The organism is Mycobacterium ostraviense (assembly GCF_002705925.1).
GTDB lineage: Bacteria > Actinomycetota > Actinomycetes > Mycobacteriales > Mycobacteriaceae > Mycobacterium > Mycobacterium ostraviense.
The window spans coordinates 575,082-600,217 of record NZ_NKRE01000001.1 but is presented as its reverse complement, the minus strand read 5'-3'; the positions used below and the strand labels follow the sequence as shown (position 1 = coordinate 600,217).

At 66.8% G+C, this 25,136-nt stretch carries 24 protein-coding genes and 1 pseudogene; 19 read left to right on the top strand and 6 right to left on the bottom strand.

Translation table 11 applies throughout. From position 1 onward, the window contains the following. Positions 1–51 precede the first annotated feature (51 nt). From CDN38_RS02525 to CDN38_RS02515, 3 genes are all read left to right on the top strand, one after another. Positions 52–522 carry a GreA/GreB family elongation factor gene (locus CDN38_RS02525; protein WP_075513356.1) on the top strand — a complete coding sequence of 157 codons (471 nt, stop codon included), beginning with the start codon at positions 52–54 and terminating at the stop codon, positions 520–522. Beyond that, entirely contained in the window at positions 522–1,004 is a 483-nt protein-coding gene (locus CDN38_RS02520; protein WP_075513357.1) for a GreA/GreB family elongation factor, read from the top strand. Before CDN38_RS02525 ends, CDN38_RS02520 begins: the two co-directional genes overlap by 1 nt. Before the next feature lie 274 nt (positions 1,005–1,278). Then, positions 1,279–4,119 carry an aminotransferase class I/II-fold pyridoxal phosphate-dependent enzyme gene (locus CDN38_RS02515; RefSeq protein WP_075513358.1) on the top strand — a complete coding sequence of 947 codons (2,841 nt, stop codon included), beginning with the start codon at positions 1,279–1,281 and terminating at the stop codon, positions 4,117–4,119. 68 nt (positions 4,120–4,187) lie between these two features. Here CDN38_RS02515 and CDN38_RS02510 read toward each other — a convergent pair whose 3' ends face one another. After that, positions 4,188–5,072, bottom strand: a complete 885-nt coding sequence (locus CDN38_RS02510; RefSeq protein WP_075513359.1) for an alpha/beta fold hydrolase — start codon at positions 5,070–5,072, stop codon at positions 4,188–4,190. Positions 5,073–5,148: 76 nt separating this feature from the next. Beyond that, positions 5,149–5,661: a winged helix-turn-helix transcriptional regulator gene (locus tag CDN38_RS02505; RefSeq protein ID WP_075513360.1), complete on the bottom strand. Its 513-nt coding sequence runs from the start codon at positions 5,659–5,661 to the stop codon at positions 5,149–5,151. 30 nt (positions 5,662–5,691) lie between these two features. On the opposite strand from CDN38_RS02505, the pseudogene CDN38_RS31660 reads away from it, so the two are divergent. From CDN38_RS31660 to CDN38_RS30265, 3 genes and pseudogenes are all read left to right on the top strand, one after another. After that, positions 5,692–5,913: pseudogene (locus tag CDN38_RS31660) on the top strand (enoyl-CoA hydratase/isomerase family protein); the annotation flags it as partial. 44 nt (positions 5,914–5,957) lie between these two features. Beyond that, complete coding sequence (locus CDN38_RS31655) at positions 5,958–6,188, top strand: enoyl-CoA hydratase/isomerase family protein (RefSeq protein WP_075513361.1); 231 nt, start codon at positions 5,958–5,960, stop codon at positions 6,186–6,188. Continuing rightward, positions 6,178–6,453 carry a Clp protease/crotonase-like domain-containing protein gene (locus CDN38_RS30265; RefSeq protein ID WP_180276277.1) on the top strand — a complete coding sequence of 92 codons (276 nt, stop codon included), beginning with the start codon at positions 6,178–6,180 and terminating at the stop codon, positions 6,451–6,453. Before CDN38_RS31655 ends, CDN38_RS30265 begins: the two co-directional genes overlap by 11 nt. Here CDN38_RS30265 and CDN38_RS02495 read toward each other — a convergent pair. After that, a complete protein-coding gene (locus CDN38_RS02495) occupies positions 6,418–7,401 on the bottom strand; it encodes an ERCC4 domain-containing protein (RefSeq protein ID WP_075513362.1) in 984 nt (327 codons plus the stop codon). The two genes, CDN38_RS30265 and CDN38_RS02495, sit on opposite strands and share 36 nt — an antisense overlap. A gap of 101 nt (positions 7,402–7,502) precedes the next feature. Between CDN38_RS02495 and CDN38_RS02490 the strand changes: the two genes are divergently transcribed. Together CDN38_RS02490 and CDN38_RS02485 are read left to right on the top strand one after the other, a co-directional pair. After that, positions 7,503–7,751 (top strand): AbrB/MazE/SpoVT family DNA-binding domain-containing protein, encoded by a 249-nt coding sequence (locus CDN38_RS02490; RefSeq protein WP_082277410.1) that lies wholly within the window; start codon positions 7,503–7,505, stop codon positions 7,749–7,751. Further along, positions 7,748–8,149, top strand: coding sequence for a type II toxin-antitoxin system VapC family toxin (locus CDN38_RS02485; protein WP_075513363.1), 402 nt, complete (start codon positions 7,748–7,750; stop codon positions 8,147–8,149). The genes CDN38_RS02490 and CDN38_RS02485 overlap by 4 nt, the downstream gene beginning before the upstream one ends. Before the next feature lie 64 nt (positions 8,150–8,213). Here the strand turns inward: CDN38_RS02485 and CDN38_RS02480 are convergent, their stop codons facing one another. Continuing rightward, a complete protein-coding gene (locus CDN38_RS02480; RefSeq protein WP_075513364.1) occupies positions 8,214–8,753 on the bottom strand; it encodes a GNAT family N-acetyltransferase in 540 nt (179 codons plus the stop codon). An 11-nt stretch (positions 8,754–8,764) separates the two neighbouring features. Next, positions 8,765–9,970, bottom strand: a complete 1,206-nt coding sequence (locus CDN38_RS02475; RefSeq protein ID WP_075513365.1) for a serine hydrolase domain-containing protein — start codon at positions 9,968–9,970, stop codon at positions 8,765–8,767. A 360-nt stretch (positions 9,971–10,330) separates the two neighbouring features. On the opposite strand from CDN38_RS02475, the gene CDN38_RS02470 reads away from it, so the two are divergent. From CDN38_RS02470 to CDN38_RS02455, 4 genes are all read left to right on the top strand, one after another. Then, positions 10,331–11,203, top strand: a complete 873-nt coding sequence (locus CDN38_RS02470) for an LppX_LprAFG lipoprotein (RefSeq protein WP_075513366.1) — start codon at positions 10,331–10,333, stop codon at positions 11,201–11,203. Between the two features lie 269 nt (positions 11,204–11,472). Continuing rightward, positions 11,473–12,942: a fatty acid desaturase gene (locus CDN38_RS02465; protein ID WP_099318763.1), complete on the top strand. Its 1,470-nt coding sequence runs from the start codon at positions 11,473–11,475 to the stop codon at positions 12,940–12,942. Continuing rightward, complete coding sequence (locus tag CDN38_RS02460) at positions 12,939–14,138, top strand: type III polyketide synthase (protein WP_075513367.1); 1,200 nt, start codon at positions 12,939–12,941, stop codon at positions 14,136–14,138. Before CDN38_RS02465 ends, CDN38_RS02460 begins: the two co-directional genes overlap by 4 nt. Beyond that, positions 14,135–15,145, top strand: a complete 1,011-nt coding sequence (locus CDN38_RS02455) for a sulfotransferase domain-containing protein (RefSeq protein WP_180276276.1) — start codon at positions 14,135–14,137, stop codon at positions 15,143–15,145. The genes CDN38_RS02460 and CDN38_RS02455 overlap by 4 nt, the downstream gene beginning before the upstream one ends. Positions 15,146–15,148: 3 nt before the next feature. Here the strand turns inward: CDN38_RS02455 and CDN38_RS02450 are convergent, their stop codons facing one another. Next, positions 15,149–15,781 carry a class I SAM-dependent methyltransferase gene (locus CDN38_RS02450; protein WP_075513378.1) on the bottom strand — a complete coding sequence of 211 codons (633 nt, stop codon included), beginning with the start codon at positions 15,779–15,781 and terminating at the stop codon, positions 15,149–15,151. Positions 15,782–16,344: 563 nt separating this feature from the next. Between CDN38_RS02450 and pyrR the strand changes: the two genes are divergently transcribed. The 7 genes from pyrR to pyrF are packed head-to-tail and all read left to right on the top strand — an operon-like array spanning position 16,345 to position 24,976. Further along, positions 16,345–16,917, top strand: coding sequence for a bifunctional pyr operon transcriptional regulator/uracil phosphoribosyltransferase PyrR (gene pyrR, locus CDN38_RS02445; protein WP_075513368.1), 573 nt, complete (start codon positions 16,345–16,347; stop codon positions 16,915–16,917). Positions 16,918–16,926: 9 nt separating this feature from the next. Then, positions 16,927–17,883, top strand: a complete 957-nt coding sequence (locus tag CDN38_RS02440) for an aspartate carbamoyltransferase catalytic subunit (protein WP_099318762.1) — start codon at positions 16,927–16,929, stop codon at positions 17,881–17,883. Continuing rightward, a complete protein-coding gene (locus CDN38_RS02435) occupies positions 17,880–19,172 on the top strand; it encodes a dihydroorotase (RefSeq protein ID WP_075513370.1) in 1,293 nt (430 codons plus the stop codon). Before CDN38_RS02440 ends, CDN38_RS02435 begins: the two co-directional genes overlap by 4 nt. Next, positions 19,169–19,666 carry a PH-like domain-containing protein gene (locus CDN38_RS02430; RefSeq protein WP_075513371.1) on the top strand — a complete coding sequence of 166 codons (498 nt, stop codon included), beginning with the start codon at positions 19,169–19,171 and terminating at the stop codon, positions 19,664–19,666. Before CDN38_RS02435 ends, CDN38_RS02430 begins: the two co-directional genes overlap by 4 nt. Further along, on the top strand, positions 19,663–20,790 hold the full coding sequence (gene carA, locus CDN38_RS02425; protein ID WP_075513372.1) for a glutamine-hydrolyzing carbamoyl-phosphate synthase small subunit: 1,128 nt from the start codon (positions 19,663–19,665) through the stop codon (positions 20,788–20,790). Before CDN38_RS02430 ends, carA begins: the two co-directional genes overlap by 4 nt. Then, on the top strand, positions 20,790–24,155 hold the full coding sequence (gene carB / locus CDN38_RS02420; protein ID WP_099318761.1) for a carbamoyl-phosphate synthase large subunit: 3,366 nt from the start codon (positions 20,790–20,792) through the stop codon (positions 24,153–24,155). The genes carA and carB overlap by 1 nt, the downstream gene beginning before the upstream one ends. Beyond that, the gene (gene pyrF / locus CDN38_RS02415) at positions 24,152–24,976 is read left to right on the top strand and encodes an orotidine-5'-phosphate decarboxylase (protein ID WP_099318760.1); all 825 of its coding nucleotides are present in this window, start codon (positions 24,152–24,154) and stop codon (positions 24,974–24,976) included. Before carB ends, pyrF begins: the two co-directional genes overlap by 4 nt. Positions 24,977–25,136: the final 160 nt, after the last annotated feature.

Here is a 25,136-nt window from a genome sequence, read left to right as displayed (position 1 = left end):
CCGATACCCCCGACCCCCACCAACCCCATTAAAGGAAGAGCACCATCGAAAATGACCACTACTGAACGCATTCGGATGACTCAGCAGGATCACAGTCGACTGCTTTCCGAGCTGATCGCGCTGCGCTCGCAGCACGCCGTCGAATCCCCGGACGACTTCCTCGATTATCACGCGAACGTCATCGCGCGCTATTGCGCCCGAAAGGCGCGCATCCGCGAGATCGAGCAGTTGCTCACCGGTGCGATCGTGGGGGTCGACTCCGGCGGCGACGTCATCGCCCAGCCGGGCATGGTCGTCACCATCGGCTATGACGCCACGGGTCAGACCGAGACCTTCCTGCTGGGCAGGCGTGGCGCCCAGAATGCGGACATCCCGGTCTACCCCACGTTGTCGCCGCTGGGCCGCGCGATCACCGGCGCACGTCTGGGAGAACAGCGGGTGTACTCGATTCCGCAGGGAGCGGACCTGGTGGTGACGCTCCTCGAGGCGGTGCCCTATCGCGACGGTCGGGGCGAGGCGTGATGGAAACTAAGAAACGGCCTGGCGGACAACGGGACTGGATCTCGTCGCAGGCATATGAACGGCTGCAGCGCAAGCTCGCTGATCTGCGTGGGCTGAGTGCCCGCGAACCGGCCGACAGCGATTTCGACGACAACGGCCCTGATGCGCAGCGAGCGTGGCAAACACGGATTCGCCAGATTCACGACCTGTTGGTCAGGGCCGATGTCGGCGATGACCCGCCCGACTACGGGGTCGCCGAACCCGGCATGGTCTTGACGGTCCGCTACCACGACACGGGCGACACCGAAACATTCCTGCTGGGGGCCCGCGGCGTCGAGCACTGCGGCGTGGAGGTCTACTCACCCCGCTCACCGCTGGGCGCCGCGGTCACCGGTGCGCGCCCCGGTGAGCAACGCAGCTTCACCCTGCCCGGTGGCGCCACCTTGACGGTCACGCTCCTGAGCGCCGAACCATATGGCGTCCACCTGGCCGGGGCCACCTGAAGCAAACAGTTGACGGCTCAAGTGGTTACGAGACGTCGGCGGTCTGTTCGCGCCGTGGGGATTGACGCGGCCACCGGAGCCGGTTCGCGAGCCGCCACGGCGGGCAATGCCCTCCCGCCGGCGGCGTCTTCGGCGTAACCTCGCGGCATGCGCTGCCACAATCGGACACCGTCGAACTGCCGGTGTGTTGGTACCGGCCACCATTTCCGTTCTGCGCGCGATAATGACAAGTTGCACCGAATGGCGCTACCGCACCACAAGAACAGGTGACGACATGTACCGAGACAGCTCCCGCCCGCGACGACTTCGCGTCTCCGCGTTGGCGGCGGTCGCCAACCCGTCGTACGCACGCATCGACACGTGGAACCTGCTCGACGACGCGTGCCGCCACCTGGCCGAGGTGGACCTTGCCGGGTTGGACATCACCCACGACATGGCGAAGGTCAAGCGGCTGATGGACCGCATCGGTGCCTACGAGCGGTACTGGCTGTATCCGGGCGCGGACAATCTGGCGACTTTCCGCGCCCATCTCGAGAGCAAGTCCACCGTGCGGCTCACCGAAGAGGTGTCGCTGGCCGTGCGTCTGCTCAGTGAATACGGTGACCGGACGGCGTTGTTCGACATCTCGGCGCCGCTGGCCGACCAGGAACTGGTGGCCCAGGCCAAACAGCAGCAGTTCTACACGGTGTTGCTGGCCGACGACGCGCCCCCCACGGCTCCGGAGAGCCTCGTCGAATGCCTGCGGGAGCTGCGCAACCCCGCCGACGACGTCCAGTTCGAGATCCTGGTGGCCCCCAGCGTCGAGGACGCCATCACCGCGGTCGCGCTCAACGGCGAGATCCAGGCCGCAATCATCCGCCACGACCTGCCGCTGCGGTCCCGCGACCGGTTGCCGCTGATGAACACGCTGCTGGGGCCCAACAACACAGAGGGCGGGATGGTCATTCCCGATCGCCCGCACGACTGGATCGAATGTGGTGAATGGATCAGGGAGCTGCGGCCGCACATCGACCTCTACCTGCTCACCGACGAATCCATCGCGGCAGGCGATGGCGACGAGCCCGACGTCTACGACCGGACCTTCTACCGGCTCAACGACGTGACCGACCTGCACAGCACGGTGCTCGCCGGGCTCCGGAACCGGTTCGCCACACCGTTTTTCGACGCGCTGCGCGCCTACGCCGCCGCGCCCGTCGGACAATTCCACGCGCTGCCCGTCGCGCGCGGCGCCAGCATCTTCAACTCCAAGTCGCTGCAGGACATGGGCGAGTTCTACGGCCGCAACATCTTCATGGCCGAAACCTCGACCACCTCCGGCGGCCTGGACTCGCTGCTGGACCCGCACGGCAACATCAAGAAGGCGATGGACAAGGCCGCGGTTACCTGGAACGCCGACCACACCTACTTCGTCACCAACGGAACGTCGACGGCCAACAAGATCGTCGTCCAGTCGCTGACCCGGCCCGGCGACATCGTGCTGATCGACCGCAACTGCCACAAGTCGCACCACTACGGGCTGGTACTGGCCGGCGCCTACCCGCTGTACCTGGACGCCTATCCGCTGCCGCAGTTCGCGATCTACGGGGCGGTGTCGCTGCGCACGATCAAGAAGGCGCTGCTGGACCTGGAAGCGGCCGGGCAACTGCACAAGGTGCGCATGCTGCTGCTGACCAACTGCACCTTCGACGGTGTGGTCTATAACCCGCGGCAGGTGATGGAGGAGGTGCTGGCGATCAAGCCGGACATCTGCTTCCTGTGGGACGAGGCGTGGTACGCGTTTGCCACCGCCGTGCCGTGGGCGCGGCAACGAACCGCGATGGTGGCTGCCGAGCATCTCGAAGGCATGTTGGCCTCAGCCGAATACGCCAAGGAGTACCGGCAATGGGCGGCGTCGATGCAAGGGGTCGACCGGTCGGAGTGGCTGGATCGCCGGTTGCTGCCCGACCCTGCCCGGGCGCGAGTCCGGGTATACGCGACGCACTCCACCCACAAGTCGTTGTCGGCGCTGCGGCAGGCGTCGATGATCCACGTGCGCGACCAGGACTTCAACGCGCTGGCCCGGGACGCGTTCGGTGAGGCGTTCTTGACCCACACCTCGACATCGCCGAACCAGCAGCTGCTGGCCTCGCTGGACCTGGCGCGCCGACAGGTCGACATCGAGGGATTCCAGTTGGTCCGGCAGGTCTACGACATGGCGCTGGTCTTTCGGCACCGGGTCCGCAAAGACCGGCTGATCAGCAAGTGGTTCCGCATCCTCGACGAATCCGACCTGGTTCCGGAGGAATTTCGGGCCTCCTCGGTCAGCTCGTACCGTCAGGTCCGGCAAGGGGCGCTGGCCGAATGGAACGAGGCATGGCGGTCCGATCAGTTCGTGCTGGACGCGACCCGGGTCACCCTGTTCATCGGCGCGACCGGGATGAACGGGTACGACTTCCGCGAGAAGATCCTGATGGAGCGGTTCGGCATCCAGATCAACAAGACGTCGATCAACAGTGTGCTGCTGATCTTCACCATCGGTGTGACGTGGTCGAGTGTGCACTACCTGCTCGACGTGCTACGCCGGATAGCCACCGACTTCGACCGGACCCAGAAGGCGGCCAGCGCCGCCGACTGGGCGTTGCACCTGCGCCGCGTCGAGGAGATCACCCAGGACCTGCCGCACCTACCCGACTTCAGCGAGTTCGACGTGGCCTTCCGCCCCGACGACAACAGTGTCTACGGCGACACCCGAGCCGCCTTCTACGCCGGCTACGAAGAGTCCGACCGAGAATACGTACAGATCGGCATGGCCGGGCGGCGGCTTGCCGAGGGACGAACGCTAGTGTCGACGACGTTTGTGGTGCCCTACCCGCCGGGATTCCCGGTGCTGGTACCAGGGCAGGTGGTGTCCAAGGAGATCGTCTACTTCCTGGCCCAGCTCGACGTCAAAGAAATCCACGGCTATAACCACGAACTCGGTTTGTCGGTGTTCACCGACGCCGCGCTGAAACGAATGGAGGCCGCCCGCAACGCGATTGCCTCGGCCGGAGCCGCGCTGCCGTCGTTCGAGGTGCCGCCGGACGCGTCGGCTTTGAACGGCGACGGCGTCGTGGGGGCTGTCGCCGAAGACGCGTGAGACCCGGCGTGATGCAATGCGCGTCGCTTTGCCAATTGATCACGACTGCTCGGGGCAGCCGAGCTGCGCTAGCCCGACCGCGGTTCGGCGACAACCGGATGTGCGGCGAGGAAGTCTTCGATCGCGGCGGCCAGCCGGTCGGGCTGCTCTTCGGGAATGAAGGTGCGGCTGTCGGCGATCAGGTCAAACCGTCCCTGCGGCAACAGCTTTGCCAGCCGTTGTCCGTGCTGGCGCGGGAAGATCTTGTCGTCGCCGGCCCACAACACCAGCGCGGGTTTGTCGAAGCCGGTGAGTCTAGCCGCGGCTTCGAAGGTGTACCTCGTGTCGACCGATTGGAGCATGCGCCGGAAATCACGCCTGACGCCAGGGTTGGCGCGCACCGGGTCGGTGAAGGAGCGCATGATGTCGCGGGGCATCGCCCGTGACGTGACAAATCCGTACGCGGTCGGCAGTCGCTGAATTGGCTTGAAATGCACGGTGTATGCCACGATCCAGGTGAGCAGCCGGGAGCGTGACATCACCTCCAGATACTTCTGCGGCGTCGGCGGGAACTTCTCGAACGCGTCGCAGGAGGTGAGGACCAGGCGCGCGATCCGCTCAGGATAGCTGCCCACCAGCGCTTGCGCGACGGCACCACCGGTGTCGTTGGCGACGATCGTGACGTCGTCGAGGTCCAGAGCGTCAAGGAAGTCCGCGGTGATTCGCGCCATTCCGGGCAGGGACAGGTCGGCATCGGGTTTCAGCGGGATCGAATGGGAGCCCCACGGCAGGTCGGGCGTGATGCAGCGGTGGCTGGCTGCCAGCCGTGGCGCGACGTGGCGCCACAGGTCGCCGTTGACGCCTACGCCGTGGACGAACACGATCGGCGAGCCGCTGCCGCGGTCGCGGTAGGTGATCGTGCCCGCCGGGATGTCGACGCGGTGCGCCTGGCCGAGCTGTGGACTGATCGACATGAGCTTCTCCCGACCGGTGGTCCCTTCTGCTCATACTTGCATGGTGCAAGCTTTAGGGCAAGCCGCGGCGTGGGATTCAGTGTGGTGCCGGACGAGCCCCCCACGCCGCCAGTTGCGGCGGTGTCAGGGTGGTCGGCTGGCCATCCGGTCCGACCGCGCCGGGCGCCGGTGTCACCCGCAGATCGCGCAGCGTGATGGGATATCCGCAGTGCTCGCATCGCAGCGCGCCGCCGACCTGGTGATCGCAGCCGGTGTGCAGGATGACTACCTCGGGTCCGTCGGGTCCCTGCTCGTAGCGGTCAGCCCAGGCCATCAGCGTCAACACGACCGGAAACAGGTCGCGGCCCTTCTGGGTCAGGTGGTAGGAACCGCGTGGCCCAGTCCGCTCCAAGACGCCGTGCTCCACCAATTTCTGCAGCCGGGCACTCAAAATGTTGGTTGCCAGACCGAGACTGCGCAGGAACTCGTCGTAGCGGGTCAATCCGTGGAAGGCGTCGCGGATGATCAGCAGCGTCCACCGCTCGCCGAGGATCGCGAGCGCCCGAGCGAGCGCGCAACCTTGACCCTGGTAGTCACTCCCAAGTGGCATGATGCAAGTTTAGATACCTGTGGAGGAGCGATGACCCGGCACCTTGTCACCCAGATAGCCGATGACGGCGTCGCGACGCTAACCCTGAGCCGTCCCGAGCGGCGTAACGCGTTGTCGATCGAACTTCGCAACCAGATCACCGAACAGCTCGATAGCTGGGCGATGGATCCGGCGATCCGCGCGGTCGTGCTCACCGGCACGGGATCGACCTTTTGCGCCGGCTTCGACCTCGACGAGTTCGCGAAAGCCGTTCTTGCGTCACGCATTCGGGCAGCTCGCGTCGATACCACCTGGCGGTGTGGCACTTCCCCAAGCCGCTGGTGGCCGCCGTCAACGGGCCGGCGGTGGCCGGCGGCATGGACCTGTGTGTGCTGTGTGACTTCCGGATCGCCTCGGCCAGTGCGGTATTCGGGCATCCCGAGATCAAATTCGGTGCGCCGCCGTTGTTTACGCCGCTTCAGTGGATCGTCGGCATGGGCATCGCACGCGACCTGTGCCTCACCGGACGACGCGTCGATGCCCCATGAGGCATTGCGCATCGGCCTCGTCAACGGCATCAGCGAACCGGCCAGCGTGCTGGACGACGCTTTGGCTATGGCACGCACCATCATCGAAGCGCCGAAGGCCGCGCTCGAATGCACGAAGCGCTACCTGATCGGCAGCCCCAGCGCGACGTTCGAGCAGGCGTTCGCCGTCGAGCACGACGCTGTTTTCGACGAGTTCTTGGATGGTGCGGTGGGCCCGAGAACCACGGGATCAGCACCGAAGTCCGCTGCTGGTGGCGGCGACTGACCCTTCATGAGCCTGTCGCCAGGCCCGCAGAACCTCCGGGCGCAGCCGCCCGCGGTCGGACACCGGCAGACCCACGGTTTTCGCCCACGCGCGCAGTTCGGCACTGCTCGGCTCGGGATTGGCCGGGGCCGGCTCGAAAACCGTTGCGGCCCTGGCCTCGTCGGCGAACCAGGCCAGAGCGGCGGCTAGATAGCGGTAGGTGTATTCCTGGGCGAGCTTGCGGGTTTGGCAGAACACCATCGGCACCGTCGGGAAGCTGATCTGTAGCTCGGCGAGTCCGTCGGCGACCGCGGCCGGGCGGGCATAGCTCAGCGCAAAGATCTCCGAATACCGCTCCTCGATCACCACCGCGGCCCGGGGCAGCGCCGCCAGCTCGGTGAGCTGATATTTCAGCGTGCCATCGAGCACGCCAGAAGTGAAGTCCGACAGCGCTTTACGTTCGACCGCTGCGACGAGCTGCCCGGCCACCTTGAGTCCGTAGTCGCCGCAGGCAAGGGCTTCGCGTGTGGTCCGCGCGGGCTTGTCGGTAAAGGTGTAGGGATAGCGTTCATGAGAATCGACGATGATGTCGAGTTCTTCGATACCGGCGGCGCGGGCCGCGGGGGTGCGCACGCCCGGCCGGGACTGTTTGCGGGTCTTGGGGCTCTGCCAGAACACCACCTCGCGGCCGCGAGCCATCGTGTGCACCAGTTGGGATCGGTTCTCCCGGGGGCGGGCCGCGACGACGTCGATGGCCGCGCCGCGGCGGCTGCAGCTGCGCAGCTCCACCCGGTTGATGATGACGGCGTCGTCAGGCCAGTCGGCGATGTCGAGCCGATGGCAATACAGCGCCTTGGTGCGCGGCCACACATCCGACGTGGCGAAGACCAGGCCCGCTCCCACCGGCACCCGGATCAGGTAGGGAAGTCGGGAACCGGTGTCGGGATTGGCAGCGACGAGCAGCTCCACAGGTTGTGAGGGTACGGGTGGCTTGAGGGCAGGTGAAGGAGGCACTCGGGCCCGCGTATCGCAGGAGGTATCCTTACTTTATTGGTTAGGTAAGGAGCGCGATGGAGGCTGCGGCCAAGATGACGTCGAAAGGGCAGGTGACGGTTCCCAAAGCGGTGCGTGATGCGCTCGGCCTGAAGCCGGGGGACCAGGTCGTCTTCCGGATTGAGGGCAGTCGAGCGGTGTTTGCCCGCACACCGGACTTTCTCTCCCTGGCCGGCACGATCCGCGTACCGGCGGCGAAACGCAATGCTGCCTGGGATGAGGTGATCCGCCGCACGAGGGCGAAACGGGCTGCGGGTCGGCGTTGACTGCGTTCGTCGACACGAACGTCCTGGTCCGACACTTGGCAGGCGACCCGCCAGAGATGGCAGCACGGGCGACTGCCTACCTGGCGACCACGCCGGACTTACTCCTGACCGACCTGGTCGTCGCGGAAACGGTGTACGTGTTGGAGTCGTTCTATGAAACGCCCCGCGACCAGATTGCTCAAGCAATACGGTCGCTCGTTGGCTTCGGCTCGATACTCTGCGTGGACTCGGCCCTGCTGCTGCGTGCGATCGAGGTCTACGAGAGCGAACGGATCGACTTCGCGGAGGCGTACCTCGTCGCCTGCGCTGAAAGCACCGGCGTCGGCAAGGTCGCGTCCTTCGATCGGTCCATCGACCGGATCACCACGATCGAGCGGATCGAGCCGCCGCCGGTGTGATCCGAAGTTTGGCCGCGCCGCTGATCAGGACGGTCGCGTCCGGTATGCGGTGAACCTATTTCGCTCAGCGCAGGATCTTGGCGTAGAGCAGGCTGTCGTGTGGTTCGGGCCCCAAGGTCGGGTAGAGGGAGTGGCGGCCAAGCCGGCCTTCCAGAGCGAATCCGGCTCGCTGCAGTAACCGCGCCGAGCGCGTGTTGTCGACATGACATGTAGCCCAGACACGGTACACGCAGGGGTCGGCAGCCAACTCGGCCAGCAGCATGGCCAGCGCTTCGGACATGAAACCCCGGTCCCACCACCGCCGGCCGAGGCAGTAGCCGACTTCGACGGAGTGGCGCACCCGGCTTCGGCAGCTGATCAGGCCGACGATGTCGCCGCTGTCGGGGAGCACGAGTAGCCAAGTCCGCTCGGCGCCGTCGACGTTGAAAACCTCGGTGATCACCCGTCGCGTCTCGGCGACATCGGGATGCGGCGACCACAGCAGGTAGCGCGTGACCTCGGGATCGCCGGCGATCCCGTCGAACAACGCCTCGGCGTCATCGAGCACGGGTGGGCGCAGTAGCAGCCGCGAACCTTCGAGGTACTCGGGCGGGAACCGGGCCATGGCGCGTCCCGCTAGAGCCCGAGGGCTCGATAGGTATGGCGGACGAATCTGGGCTGGGCCGTCCGCAGCTTGGCCAGCGCGGGGTTGCCCGCCACCGCCGACGCGGCATCCACGGACAAATCCGGACAGTGCTGGATCAGGTACAGCAGGATCAGGTCGGCGGACGGGTCGGCCTGCCACCATGTCCCGTATGCGCCAGGCCAGCTGAATGTTCCCGGCCCGCCCGGACCGAACAGCGGCGCCGATTTCGCCGGATCGGTCACCACCGACAAATTCAACCCGAACCCGCGGCCCACCCAGAACGGCGCTCCCAAGAAGTTGTGGCGCTTCTGCTCGTCGGTCAGCCGGTCGGTGCGCATCAAGCGCGCCGACTCCGGCGACAGCACCCGTACTCCGTCGACCGTCCCGTCGCCCAACAACATCCGCACGAACCGCAAGTAGTCATCGGCGGTCGACCACAGCCCGCCACCGGCGTTGGGAAACGACGGCGGCTTGACCTGCGGCGGCCCCATCACGTCGTGGCGCAACCGGTCGTCCTCGTCGAGCCGGTACATGGTGGCGGCGCGACGTCGCGCCTCGGCCGAGACGAAGAAGCCGGTGTCGGTCATGCCGGCCGGACCCAGCACTCGATCGTCGAGAACCTGATGAAACGGCTTGTCCTCGACCCGGGACACGATCACGCCCAGCACGTCGATCGCATGGCTGTAGGTCACCCGGTCGCCAGGCTGGTGAACCAGTGGCAGGGCGGCCAGTTCGGCCAGCCAGGTGTCCGAACCCTTGCCGAAGGGCAGTCGCATGTAGGCCCGCGAGACGGGCCCGGAGACCGAGAAGCTGTAGGCCAGACCGCTGGTATGGGTCAGCAGATCCTCGACCAGGATGGCCCGCCGGGCCGGGTGCGTCCGGTCCAGCGGGCCATGCGGATCGTCCAGCACCCGGGGGTCGGCCAGCTCCGGCGCCCAGCGCGCGATGGGGTCCCGCAAAGCCAGCTTGCCCTCGTCGACCAGGCTCATGGCGGCGGCAACCGTCACCGGCTTGGTCATCGACGCGATGCGAAACAGCGTGTCTCGTTGCATCGGCAGGCCCGCATCGACGTCGCGGTAGCCGATCTCGTTGACCTGCAACACCTCTCCGCCCTGCCAGACCACGGTCACCGCGCCGGAAAGCAAGCCGCCGTCGCAGACTTGGCGAATGGATGCCTGATTGCCGTCGAGCTTCACCGGCCCCAGGTTAGTCGCCGGATATCGGCGGGCGCGGCGGTGGGACCGCCTGTCGGCTCATCGCGATCGACCGTGGATCGGGGTCGGCGGGGGCGGTTGTTACCTGTGCGAAAAGCCTTCCCACCTGGCCATGGCGTGTTACTGTCGCGCTCTCCGGCAATGTGTTCTGGGGAACAGGCTGTGGGAGCAACGGCATGCGGTCGACAACCGAACCGTTGCGGTGAACCAGGGTGCGGGGAAGCAGTCACCGAGACCCGCAACAGTGGACAGGGGCCGGTTCGCTGGCCTCCGTCCATGCCGTATGAAGCTAGCGACCCGCTGCTCTTTACCACCGGTTGGATAACTCAGCAAAGGTTGGCCATGAATGGCTTGATCTCACAGCCGCAAACCTCCCACCGACGTGTCACCCATCGACCCTCGTTCCGGGTGTCGGCCGCGATGCTGTTCGCGGCAGCACTGATCGCGACGGTCATCACTGGATGTGGCCATAAATCGACCACTGCAACCTCCCAGACTTCCGGGGCATCGGGCGCCCCTACGGCCTCGGGGACATCCGGGCCGGCCGGCGCTTCCTCGCCCGAAGCCCAGCAGCTCCTGCAGGACAGCTCCAAGGCGACCAAAGCGCTGCACTCGCTTCACGTCAACCTGGCGACAACCAATATCACCACTCTTCCGATGGAAAGCGTTGACGCCGACGTGACCAACCAGCCGGAGGGCAACGCCCAGGCCGTCGGCAACGCCACGGTGCGGATGCAGCCCAAGGCGCCGGTGGTCAGCAAGCAGTTCCTGGTCACCAAGAAGACCATGTACACCAAAGACGATTCCGGAAAGTACACCTCGTTAGGGCCCGCGGAGAAGATCTACGACCCGGGCATCATCCTGGACAAGGACAAGGGACTGGGCAACGTCATCGGCAAGGTGGCGAGCGCGCAGATTGCCGGGAAGGAAACGATCGACGGCGTGGCCACCGTAAAGGTGACGGGAACCATCGACGCGGCGGTGATCGACCCGGTAGTCCCCCAATTGGGTAAGGGTGGGGGCACTCTCCCGGTCACCCTGTACATCACCGATGTCAATGCGGCAGCCGCCGGCACCACTGCGACGTCGGGGGCGCCTGCTCCCACGGTCAGCCCGAACCTGGTGCGGATGGTCATCGACAAGGACCAGGGCCACGTCACCATCACCCTGTCCGCCTGGGGCGCGCCCGTCACCATTCCCAACCCGACGGGATAACCAGCGCGGGTGCATTCCGGATTGGGAACCGGCCCGCAACTGTCAGCTGGCGGCTAGCGCTGCCGGCCGTCTCCGGGCCAGTTCTCGCCCGCGGTTAGCCCCTTGGGGCGCAACCGATTTGGTGCAACCGTAGCGCAGATTACCCGGCCCGGAATTCCGTTGAGAATTCTCCAAGGCCATACCTCCAACATTGGGGCACCGTTGGGGTCACTTCGCCGGATACGACGGCTAGCGCCCGATCTCACCCGATCAGACCTGGAGGAATACGAATGACGAACGACGTCCCAGACGTGCAGGAGCGTGGCCCCGGCCTGCGCCCTGCTCCTCCTCCGGGCGGGCCACCGCTGTCAGACGTGTGGGTCTACAACGGCCGGGCATACGACCTCAGCGACTGGATATCCAAGCACCCCGGCGGCGCTTTCTTCATCGGGCGCACCAAGCACCGCGACATCACCGCGATCATCGCCTCCTACCATCGTGACCCCGCCAAGGTCGAACGAATCTTGGAGCGACGCTACGCGTTGGGCCGCGACGCAACCCCGCGTGACATTCATCCCAAACACAACGCACCGCCGTTCCTCTTCAAAGACGACTTCAACAGCTGGCGCGACACCCCGAAGTACCGTTTCGACAACCCGAACGACTTGATGCATCGCGTCAAAGCACGTCTGACCGAGCCGGCGCTGGCCGCCCGAATCAACCGGATGGACCGGCTGTTCAACATCGTGGTGGCGTTGCTGGCCGTCGCCTATTTCGCGGTCCAGGGTGTGCGGCTGATCGAACAACGGTGGATGCCGTTGTGGGCCTTCGCGATTGCGATGGTGCTGCTACGCAGTTCGTTGGTCGGGTACGGCCACTACGCGTTGCATCGGGCGCAACGGGGTCCCAATCGGTTCCTGGCCAATGCCTTCGACCTGAACTATGTGGCGTTGTCGTTGGTGGTCGCCGACGGGCACACGTTGCTGCATCACCCGTACACGCAAAGCGACGTCGACATCAAGAAGAACGTCTTCACGATGATGATGCGGTTGCCGCGGCTGTATCGGGTTCCGGTGCATACGGTTCACAAGTTCGGCCACCTGCTCACCGGCATGGCCATCCGCATCGCCGACGTATGGAATATGACGCGCAAGGTGGGTGTCGAGGAGGGCTACGGAAGCTGGCGCAACGCGCTGCCGCATTTCCTGGGGTCGTCGGGGGCGCGTCTGCTCCTGGTCACCGAGGTGGCGGTTTTCGCACTCGCCGGTGACTTCTGGGCCTGGGCACTGCAATTCGTCGTCACGGTGTGGGTCAGCACCTTCCTGGTGGTGGCCAGCCACGAGTTCGAGGACGACGCGGACGACACTGCCGCAACCGGTGAAGACTGGGGTGTCGATCAGGTGGTGCATGCCAACGACCTGGTGGTGGTCGGGAATCGCTACGTCGACTGCTTCTTGTCGGCGGGCCTGAGTTCCCACCGCGTCCACCATGTATTGCCGTTTCAGCGCAGCGGTTTCGCCAACATCGTCACCGAGGACGTATTACGGGAAGAAGCCGCGAAGTCCGGCGTCGAGTGGGTTCCGGCGAAGAGTTTCGTGATCGATCGGCTGCCGAAGCTCTGCCGGACCTACCTGCTCTCGCCGTCTCGCCAAGCCAGCGAGCACAAGTGGGGTTTCCTGCGGGAACACTGCTCGCCGGCGGCTTGGAAAGCCAGCGCCGACTACGTGGTCGCCGGCTTCGTCGGAATCGGGTCGGTATGAGCAGCGCAGCCGACGCTGGTGCCCTGCGCCCGGTGGTCGACGCGCCCGACTACGAACCACACTATGACCTCGCCGCGTTGCCGCCGGCTCCGCCGACGACGGTCGCGGTCATCGAAGGCATGGCGACCGGTGTGCCGCAACGGGTGGTCCGTCAGTCCGACGCCGCGGCGCGGGTGGCCCAGATGTTCGTCGACCCGCGACAGCGGGAACGGGTTTCGCGGGTCTACGAGAAGACACGCATCGACACCCGCAGGATGGCCGTCGACCCGCTGGACGCCGAGTTCGACGCGTTCCGGCGCGAACCCGCGACCATCCGGGACCGGATGAGCCTGTTCTACCGGCATGCGGTGCCGCTGGCGGTCGAGGTGAGCCGGCGTGCGCTCGACGGGCTTTCCTATGGCGCCGACGAGATCGGGTTGTTGGTGTTCGTCACCAGCACCGGGTTCGTCGCTCCGGGGGTGGACGTGGCGATCGTCAAGGAACTCGGCCTGTCGTCGGCGATTTCGCGAGTCGTGGTCAATTTCATGGGATGCGCGGCCGCGGTGAACGCCATTCGCACCGCCACCAACTACGTTCGCGCCCACCCGGCGATGAAGGCGTTGGTGGTGTGCATCGAATTGTGCTCGGTGAACGCAGTTTTCGCCGACAACGTCAACGATGTGGTGATCCACAGCCTGTTCGGCGATGGCTGCGCAGCGCTGGTGATCGGCGCCAGCCAGGTGCAGCAGCAGTTACCGGCGGGCAGTGTGGTGATCCGCAGCAATTTCAGCCAGCTGCTCGACGACGCCGAAGACGGCATCGTGCTGGGCGTCAATCACGACGGCATCACCTGCGAGCTTTCGGAGAACTTGCCCGACTACCTTTATCGCGGTGTCGCGCCGGCTGTCGCAAATATATTGTACGACAATGGATTAGAACAATCCGATATCGATCTGTGGGCAATCCATCCGGGTGGGCCCAAGATCATCGAACAGTCGGTGCGCTCGTTGGGCATCGGCGCCGAATGCGCGGCGCACAGCTGGGACGTGTTGGCCCGCTACGGCAACATGCTCAGCGTCTCGCTGATCTTCGTGCTGGAAATGATGGTGCGGCAGGCGGAGTCGGCAAAACCCCTCTCGACCGGCGTGGCGTTCGCGTTCGCGCCCGGGGTCACCATTGAAGGCATGCTGTTCGACATCGTCCGAGGTGGCAAATGACCGATACCCACGAGCCGCAGCGGGGAAGTGCGCCGGCGAACGATCGCGTCGCATACCGCTCGCTGATGACGGACAACTCACGTTGGGATGCGCTGCAGCTGCGTGCGGGCGACATCATCGTCTCCACGCCCTCCAAGTGCGGCATGACGTGGACACAGCGCCTGATCTCGTTGCTCATCTTTGACGGACCGGAGTTGCCGGGGCCATTGTCGACGGTGTCACCGTGGCTCGACCAGACCATCCGGCCCATCGAAGAGGTGGTCGCCGTCCTCGAGGCGCAGAGTCATCGCCGGTTCATCAAGACTCACACGCCGCTGGACGGCCTGGTGATCGACGACCGGGTCACCTATATCTGCGTGGGCCGCGATCCACGTGATGCCGCGGTGTCGATGCTGCACCACATGGCAAACGTGGACATGGAGCGGTTGCGGGAGTTGCATGAGGCCGCATTGCCGCCGCCGCCGGGATCGGATCCAGGGCCGCCCGGGCCGGGCCCTCGATCCGGTGTCCGCGGCCCGGCCGAGGAGTTCCGCGATTGGATGGAGGGCCCGGCCCTGCCGCCCCCCGGGGTGGGGTTCGCGCCGCCCAAAGGGATCGGAACGCTGGCCAACGTCCTACACCACTTCGGCACGGCATGGGACCGCCGGGACCTGCCGAACGTGGCGCTGTTCCACTACGCCGACTACCAGGTGGACCTGATAGCCGAGCTGATGCGGCTTGCCGCGGTACTCGGCATCGATCTGGGCAGCGATCGCGCCCGCGAACTGGTCGGGCACGCGTCGCTGGACGCCATGCGATCGCGTGCGGCGGAGATCGCCCCCAATACCACCGACGGCATCTGGCACAGCGAGGAGCAATTCTTCCGCCGCGGCCGCAGTGGCGACTGGCAGCAGTACTTCACCCATGACGAGCACCGCCGCTACAACCACCGGATCAACCAGCTCGCCCCGCCCGATCTGCTGGCCTGGGCGCACGAGGGACGCCGCGGGTGCGACCCCGCCCAGTGACGGTCAGTCCGACGTGCGCCGTTGGGCTCGCACATACCAAAACGCCATTTCCGTTTCGGTCCCGTCCATTTCCCGGCGCACCGTGACCGGCTCCAGTGATTCGACATCCCACCCCGCGCCGCCGAGCACGTCGCGCAGCGTCTGCTCGGATACCGCCGGTCGTGGCCATTGCTCGTTCGGCGGATTGGCGTCCGAGAAGCAACTGATCAGCAGGGTGGCGCCGGGACGGGTGGCGCGGTGCGCGGCGGCGGCATAGCTGCGCTTGCCGTCGTCGTCGAGGCAATGGAACATGCCGCTGTCGATGACGGTGTCGAATGCGCCGGTGTAGCCGTCGAGCGTGGTGGCGTCTGCTGCCGCGAACTTCACGTCGACACCGGCGTCGGCGGCGCGGCGTTCGGCGGTGATCAGCGCGGTCGGAGAAATGTCCAACGCGGTCACGCGGTGTCCGTGCTGAGCCAGGTAGATCGCGTTGTCGCCGAGCCCGCAGCCGATGTCGAGCACCTCACCGTGGACCCAGTCACCGGTCTGCCACGCGATCACGTTCTCCTTGGGCGCCTTGGTATCCCACGGCGGTGTCGTTACCGGTGGGATGCCCGGGCCGGGACTTTCCCCGCGATACAGCGCATCGAAATCCATGAGCGGCCGGTCGGATTCGGTTGCGGAAGGGTTGGGATCCGTCACATTCGCCAGGATAGGCGCTGATTGCCGGCGAACATGGGCCGCCGTCCGGCTAGCGTCACATTGGTCACACATGCGGTCGGCTGTCATGCCGCCGGATCGAGTGTGCGGTGGCGGCTTTGAGTGTGTCCGTAGGGCGGGAACAGCCCACGATCGGCCGCCCTGACGGCACCCTGGGCGCCGCCAGCGCACACTCGACGCCGCCAGCGCACACTCGACGCCGCCAGCCGCCGACCCAACCGCACCAGCACACGATTTCCACCTCCCCACACCCGGGCGCAGCCCCACGACCGCTGAGAGCGCCAACTCTGGGCAGTGTGCGCGTTGTCGCTGTGAGCTGGGCGGACCGAACATCCCACTTCTCCAGAGGCCACTGTGGCGAAAGTGACACGACAAGAGACGACGACATCCGCCACGCGGCCCGCATCGTCGCCGTACCCGAAGCAGGTGTTACGCTCCCGGGCAGCCGACATCCTTTAACGATCCGTCCAGAGAGGCGGAGAAGGAGGTCACCATCTCGCATGGGTACCGCGAGTGATGCCGCCGTCGGCGGTGAACCCCGAGAACTGATGTCCGCCGCCGACGTCGGCCGCACCATTTCCCGCATCGCGCACCAGATCATCGAGAAGACCGCACTGGATAGCCCCGACTCGCCGCGGGTGGTGCTGTTGGGCATCCCGACTCGCGGCGTGACCCTGGCCCGGCGGCTGGCAACCCATATCCGCGAATACAGCGGTGTCGAGGTTGACCATGGCGCCCTGGACATCACGCTGTACCGCGATGACCTGATGAGCAAGCCGCCGCGGCCGCTGGAGGAGACGGCGATCCCGGCCGGGGGTATCGACGACGCGCTGGTGATTCTGGTCGACGACGTGCTGTACTCCGGTCGCTCGGTGCGCTCCGCCCTGGACGCGCTGCGCGATGTGGGCCGGCCGCGCGCGGTGCAGTTGGCCGTCCTGGTCGACCGCGGCCATCGGGAACTGCCGGTGCGCGCCGACTACGTCGGCAAGAACGTTCCGACCTCCCGCAGCGAGAGCGTGCACGTCCAACTCCGCGAACACGACGGGCACGACGGCGTGGTGATCTCGCGATGAGGACCGGTCATGAGTAGGCATCTGCTGGCCGCCGCCGACCTGAGCCGCGACCAGGCCACCGCCATCCTCGACGACGCCGATCGGTTCGCCCAGGCTCTGGTCGGCCGCGAGGTCCGCAAACTGCCGACGTTGCGCGGCCGCACCATCGTCACAATGTTCTACGAGAACTCGACGCGAACCCGGGTGTCCTTCGAGGTGGCCGGCAAGTGGATGAGCGCCGACGTGATCAACGTCAGCGCGGCCGGATCCTCGGTGGGCAAGGGCGAGTCGCTGCGCGACACCGCGCTGACCCTGCGTGCGGCCGGTGCCGACGCGCTGATCATCCGCCACCCGGCCTCGGGTGCGGCGCGTCTGCTGGCCGACTGGACCAGAAACGGCGAGGACGGCCCGTCGGTGATCAACGCCGGCGACGGCACCCACGAACACCCCACCCAGGCGCTGCTGGACGCGCTGACCATCCGGCAGCGGCTCGGCGGCATCGAGGGCCGTCGCGTCGTGATCGTCGGCGACATCCTGCACAGCCGGGTGGCGCGCTCCAACGTCATGTTGCTGCACACGCTGGGCGCCGAGGTGGTGCTGGTGGCGCCGCCGACATTGCTGCCGGTGGGGGCCGAGGGTTGGCCCGTCACCGTGTCCTACGACTTCGACGCCGAATTACCGGCCGCCGACGCGGTGCTGATGCTGCGGGTCCAGGCCGAACGGATGACCGGCGGTTTCTTCCCATCCGCGCGCGAGTATTCGGTGCGCTACGGCCTTTCCGACCGGCGGCAGGCGATGCTGCCCGGCCATGCCGTGGTGCTGCATCCCGGGCCGATGCTGCGCGGCATGGAGATCGCCTTTTCGGTTGCCGATTCGTCGCAATCGGCTGTGCTGCAACAGGTTTCCAACGGTGTCCACGTGCGGATGGCGGTGTTGTTCCACCTGCTGGTGGGGGCCGAGTCGGCCGGGAAAGAAGGTGCGGCGTGACCGTGTTCATCCGCGGAGTCCGGCCCTACGGTGAGGGGGAGCGGGTCGACGTACTGGTCGATGACGGCCAGATCGCCGACATCGGCGCGGGGCTGGCCATCCCGGAGCGGGCCGACGTCATCGACGCCACCGGCCAGGTGCTGCTGCCCGGCCTGGTCGACCTGCACACCCATCTGCGCGAGCCCGGCCGCGAATACGCCGAAGACATCGAAACCGGCTCGGCCGCAGCGGCGTTGGGCGGATACACCGCGGTGTTCGCGATGGCCAATACGCACCCGGTGGCCGACAGCCCGGTGGTCACCGACCACGTGTGGCGCCGCGGTCAGGAGGTGGGCCTGGTCGACGTGCACCCGGTCGGCGCGGTGACGGTGGGGCTGGCCGGGGCCGAACTCACCGAGATGGGCATGATGAACGCCGGTGCCGCCGCGGTGCGGATGTTCTCCGACGACGGCATCTGCGTGCACGACCCGCTGGTGATGCGCCGCGCCCTGGAATATGCCACCGGTCTGGGCGTGCTGATCGCCCAGCATGCCGAGGAGCCCAGGCTGACCGTTGGGGCCGTCGCGCACGAGGGCCCCAACGCCGCGCGGCTGGGGCTGTGGGGATGGCCCAGGGCCGCCGAGGAATCCATCGTCGCCCGCGACGCGCTGCTGGCCCGCGACGCGGGTGCCCGGGTGCACATCTGCCACGCCTCCACCGCGGGTACCGTCGAGATCTTGAAATGGGCTAAGAACCAAGGCATTTCGATCACGGCCGAGGTCACCCCCCATCACTTGCTGCTCGACGACGGCCGACTGTCGGGCTATGACGGGGTGAACCGGGTCAACCCGCCGCTGCGCGAAGCCGCCGACGCCAGCGCCCTGCGCCACGCGCTGGCCGAGGGGATCATCGACTGTGTGGCCACCGACCACGCCCCACATGCCGAACACGAGAAGTGTGTCGAATTCTCCGCGGCGAGCCCCGGCATGCTCGGATTGCAGACCGCGCTGTCGGTGGTGGTGCAGACGATGGTGCGGCCAGGCCTGTTGGACTGGCGCGGCGTGGCGCGGGTGATGAGCGAGAATCCGGCGCGGATCGTGGGCCTGCCTGATCATGGGCGTCCGCTGCAGGTGGGGGAGCCGGCCAATCTGACCGTGGTGGACCCCGAGGCCACCTGGACGGTTACCGGGGCCGAGTTGGCCAGCCGGTCGGCCAACACCCCTTACGAATCGATGACATTGCCGGCCACCGTGACGATGACCTTGCTGCGCGGAAAGGTCACCGCCCGGGACGGAAAGAGTCCCGCATGAACACCGGCACGCTGGTGGGCTCGGTGATCTTCGCGGCGGTGCTGGTGGCGGCGATCGCGGTGGTGATCGCGCTGATGATGCGGGGCTGGCGGCGGCGCGCGCAGCAGCAAGCGCAGCGGATCGGCGAGTTGCCCGACGTTCCCGGACAGGTGGGCGCCGCGACCGCCACGCTCCGCGGTGTCTACGTCGGCTGCACGCTCTCGCCGTCGTGGAACGACCGGGTAGCGGTCGGCGATCTCGGGTACCGCAGCAAGGCGGTGCTGACCCGCCACCAGGACGGAATTATGCTGGAACGTATTGGGGCGCAGTCGCTTTGGATTCCATGGCAGTCCATTACCGCGCTGCGTACCGAGCGCGGCGTCGCCGGTAAGGTCGCCGCCCGGGACGGGATCTTGGCGATCCGGTGGCAACTGCCATCGGGCGTCGAGATCGACACCGGGTTCCGGGCGGACAACCGCGATGATTACGACGGTTGGGTGGAAGGAGCCGCGTGACCAAGGCCCTGCTGGTACTCGAGGACGGCCGCGTCTTCACCGGAACGCCGTTCGGCGCCATCGGCCAAACGCTGGGCGAAGCCGTGTTCAGCACCGGCATGTCCGGCTACCAGGAGACGCTGACCGACCCCAGCTATCACCGCCAGATCGTGGTGGCCACCGCGCCGCAGATCGGCAACACTGGCTGGAACGGCGAGGACGCCGAGAGCCGCGGCGACAAGATCTGGGTCGCCGGCTACGCGGTGCGTGACCCGTCGCCGCGTGCCTCCAACTGGCGCGCCACCGGCACCCTCGAAGACGAGCTGATCCGCCAGCACATCGTCGGCATCGCCGGCATCGACACCCGCGCCGTGGTGCGTCATCTGCGCAGCCGAGGGTCAATGAAGGCCGGTGTCTTCTCCGGCGAGTCGCTGGCCGAGCCGGCCGAGCTGCTGGAGCGGGTCCGGGCGCAGGAGCCGATGCTGGGCGCCGATCTCGCCGGCGAGGTCAGCACCGATGGCGCTTACGTTGTCGAACCCGAAGGACCACCGGGACTTCCCAGGTTTACGGTGGCCGCAATCGACCTAGGTATCAAGACCAACACGCCACGCAACTTCGCCCGCCGCGGCATCCGCAGCCACGTGCTGCCGTCATCGGCGACCTTCGAGCAGATCACCGACCTGAAGCCGCACGGCGTGTTCCTCTCCAACGGCCCCGGTGACCCGGCCACCGCCGACCACGTCGTGGCGCTCACCCGCGAGGTGCTGGGCGCCGGAATCCCGTTGTTCGGCATCTGTTTCGGCAATCAGATCCTCGGCCGGGCGCTGGGCCTGTCGACCTACAAGATGGTCTTCGGCCACCGCGGGATCAACATCCCGGTGATCGACCATGCCACCGGGCGGGTGGCGGTGACCGCGCAAAACCACGGCTTCGCGCTGGAGGGGGAGGCCGGCCAGCGCTTCGACACGCCCTTCGGCCCGGCCGTCGTCAGCCACACCTGCGCCAACGACGGAGTCGTCGAGGGCGTCAGACTGACTGACGGACTGGCCTTTTCGGTGCAGTACCACCCCGAGGCCGCAGCCGGGCCGCACGACGCCGAGTACCTGTTCGACAGGTTTGTCGACCTGATGGAAGGGAACCGCTAGTGCCGCGTCGCTCCGACTTGCGCCACGTCCTGGTCATCGGCTCGGGGCCGATCGTCATCGGACAGGCCTGCGAGTTCGACTACTCCGGCACTCAGGCCTGCCGGGTGCTGCGCGCCGAGGGACTGCAGGTCAGCCTGGTCAACTCGAACCCGGCCACCATCATGACCGACCCGGAATACGCCGACCACACCTACGTCGAGCCCATCACCCCGGCCTTCGTCGAACGGGTGATCGCCCAACAGGCCGAGCGCGGCAACAAGATCGACGCGCTGCTGGCCACCTTGGGGGGCCAGACAGCGCTCAACACCGCTGTCGCGCTGTACGAGAACGGGGTACTGGAACGCTACCGGGTCGAACTGATCGGCGCCGACTTCGACGCCATCCAGCGCGGCGAGGACCGGCAGCGGTTCAAGGACATCGTCACCAAGGTCGGCGGCGAATCGGCCCGCAGCCGAGTGTGTTTCACCATGGACGAGGTCCGCGAGACGGTGGACGAGCTCGGCCTGCCGGTGGTGGTGCGGCCGTCGTTCACCATGGGCGGGCTGGGCTCGGGGATGGCGCATTCGGCCGACCAGGTGGACCGGATGGCCGGTGCCGGGCTGGCCGCCTCACCCAGCGCCAACGTGCTGATCGAGGAATCGATCTACGGCTGGAAGGAATTCGAGCTCGAGCTGATGCGCGACGGCCACGACAACGTGGTGGTGGTGTGCTCGATCGAAAACGTAGACCCGATGGGCGTGCACACCGGCGACTCGGTCACCGTCGCGCCGGCGATGACGCTGACCGACCGTGAATACCAGCGGATGCGTGATCTGGGCATCGCGATCCTGCGCGAGGTCGGTGTGGACACCGGCGGCTGCAACATCCAGTTCGCGGTCAACCCGCGCGACGGCCGGCTGATCGTGGTCGAGATGAACCCACGGGTGTCGCGGTCAAGTGCGTTGGCGTCCAAGGCCACCGGCTTCCCGATCGCCAAGATCGCCGCGAAGCTGGCCATCGGATATACCCTCGACGAGATCGTCAACGACATCACCAAGGAAACACCGGCCTGCTTCGAGCCCACCCTCGACTACGTCGTGGTCAAGGCGCCGCGGTTCGCGTTCGAGAAATTCCCCGGCGCCGACCCGACGCTGACCACCACCATGAAATCCGTGGGCGAGGCAATGTCGTTGGGCCGCAACTTCGTCGAGGCGCTCGGCAAGGTGATGCGTTCGCTGGAGACCACCCGCGCCGGGTTCTGGACGGCCCCGGACCCCGACGGCGACATCGACCAGGTGCTGACCCGGCTGCGGACCCCCACCGAAGGCCGGCTCTACGACATCGAACTGGCCCTGCGGCTGGGCGCCTCGATCGAACAAGCCGCCGAGGCCAGCGGTGTCGACCCGTGGTTCGTCGCCCAGATCGGTGAGCTGGTCACGCTGCGCGCCGAACTGGCCGACGCGCCGGTACTGGACGCGGAGCTGTTGCGACACGCCAAGCACAACGGACTGTCGGATCGCCAGATCGCGTCACTGCGACCGGAATTGGCGGGGGAGGCCGGCGTCCGATCACTGCGCGAGCGACTGGGCATCCACCCGGTGTACAAGACGGTGGACACCTGCGCGGCGGAGTTCGAGGCCAAGACGCCCTACCACTACAGCAGCTACGAGCTGGACCCGGCCGCCGAGACCGAGGTGGCGCCGCAGACCGAGAAACCCAAAGTACTGATCCTGGGATCCGGACCCAACCGAATCGGGCAGGGCATCGAATTCGACTACAGCTGCGTGCACGCGGCAACCACGTTGAGCCAGGCCGGTTTTGAGACCGTGATGATCAACTGCAACCCGGAGACGGTGTCCACCGACTACGACACCGCCGACCGGCTGTACTTCGAGCCGCTGACCTTCGAAGACGTGCTCGAGGTGTTCCGCGCCGAGGCCCAGTCGGCCGCCGGCGGCCCCGGTCCCCGATCTGGAGTCGTGGGCGTGATCGTGCAACTCGGCGGCCAGACCCCGCTCGGGCTGGCGCAGCGCCTCGCCGACGCCGGCGTCCCGATCGTGGGCACCCCGCCGGAGGCGATCGACCTGGCCGAGGACCGAGGTGCCTTCGGCGACGTGCTGAGCACCGCGGGTTTGCCCGCGCCGAAATACGGCACCGCGACGACGTTCGCGCAGGCCCGCCGGATCGCCGACGAGATCGGCTATCCGGTGCTGGTGCGACCGTCGTATGTGTTGGGTGGCCGGGGCATGGAGATCGTCTACGACGAGGAGACACTGAAGGGCTACATCACGCGGGCCACCCAGCTCTCGCCCGAACATCCGGTGCTCGTCGACCGTTTCCTCGAAGATGCGGTCGAGATCGACGTGGATGCGCTCTGTGACGGCGCCGAGGTCTACATCGGCGGAATCATGGAACACATCGAGGAAGCCGGCGTTCACTCCGGCGATTCGGCCTGCGCGCTGCCGCCGGTGACGTTGGGCCGCAGTGACATCGAGAAGGTGCGTAAGGCCACCGAAGTCATCGCGCACGGTATCGGGGTGGTCGGGCTGCTCAACGTGCAATACGCACTCAAAGACGACGTCCTCTACGTCCTGGAGGCCAACCCAAGAGCGAGCCGTACCGTTCCTTTCGTATCCAAGGCCACTGCCGTCCCGCTCGCCAAAGCATCTGCTCGTATCATGTTGGGCGCCACTATTTCTCAGCTCCGCAACGAAGGAATGCTGGTGGCCTCCGGCGACGGCGCGGACGCCGACCCCTACGCCCCCATCGCGGTCAAAGAAGCAGTGTTGCCGTTCCACCGATTCCGCCGCGCCGACGGGGCCGCCATCGATTCGCTGCTGGGCCCGGAGATGAAATCCACCGGCGAGGTGATGGGCATAGACCGTGATTTCGGCAGTGCGTTCGCCAAGAGTCAGACGGCGGCCTACGGCTCGCTGCCGGCGTACGGGACGGTGTTTGTCTCGGTCGCCAACCGCGACAAGCGCTCACTGGTGTTCCCGGTGAAACGACTCGCCGACTTGGGGTTTCGCGTTCTGGCCACCGAGGGGACCGCAGAGATGCTGCGCCGCAACGGGATTCCGTGTGACGAGGTACGCAAGCATTTCGAGTCGCCGCAGCCTGGCCGTCCCGAGATGTCGGCCGTCGACGCCATCCGGGCCGGTGAGGTCGACATGGTCATCAACACCCCCTACGGCAATTCCGGTCCGCGCATCGACGGCTACGAGATCCGTTCGGTGGCGGTGGCCGTCAATATTCCGTGCATCACCACGGTGCAGGGCGCGTCGGCCGCCGTGCAGGGCATCGAAGCCGGGATCCGCGGTGACATCGGGGTGCGGTCGCTGCAGGAGTTGCACCGTGCGATCGATTCGCGGAGCGCTGACCGGTGACCGGTTTCGGCGCCCGGCTGGCCGAGGCCAAGGCGCGCCGGGGGCCGCTGTGTTTGGGCATCGATCCCCATCCCGAGCTGCTGCGGGCCTGGGATCTGCCGGCCACCGCCGACGGCCTGGCGGCGTTCTGCGATATTTGCGTGCAGGCCTACGCCGGTTTCGCGGTGGTCAAGCCGCAGGTGGCGTTCTTCGAGGCCTACGGCGCGGCGGGATATGCGGTGCTGGAACGCACCATTGCCGCGTTACGAGCCAACGGGGTGCTGGTGCTGGCCGACGCCAAGCGCGGCGACATCGGCTCCACGATGGCCGCCTACGCCGCGGCCTGGGCCGGCGACTCGCCGTTGGCCGCCGACGCCGTGACCGCCTCGCCATATCTGGGGTTCGGGTCGCTGCGGCCGCTGCTGGAGGTCGCTGCGGCCCATGACCGAGGCGTGTTCGTGCTGGCGGCGACGTCCAATCCCGAGGGTGCGACGGTGCAGCGTGCCGACGCCGACGGCCGCACGGTGGCGCAGCTGATCGTCGACCACGTCGCCGCGGCTAACCGGGCGACCGAACCCGGGCCCGGATCCGTCGGCGTGGTGGTCGGGGCAACCGTCCTGCAGCCCCCCGACCTGAGCGCACTGGGCGGACCGGTGCTGGTGCCCGGTGTCGGGGTGCAGGGCGGGCGGCCCGAAGCGCTCGGCGGACTGGGCGGGGCGGCGCCGGACCAGCTGTTGCCCGCGGTGTCGCGTGAGGTGTTGCGGGCGGGTCCCGGTGTCGCGGCGATCCGGTCCGCGGCCCAACGATTGCTCGAGGCGGTCGCTTACCTGTCGGGGGTGTAGCGGCCCGCCCGCTCACCAGGCTTTGGCCTCCATGCAGCTCCTCAGCCAAATTGCCCTACTACTAACGGGGTTTCACCCCAGCCCGACGAGGCATGTCGTGGTCAGCTTTGGTCTTGGGGCTCCGGTCGGATGGGGTTGAGACCGTGACCGGCGGACCGGT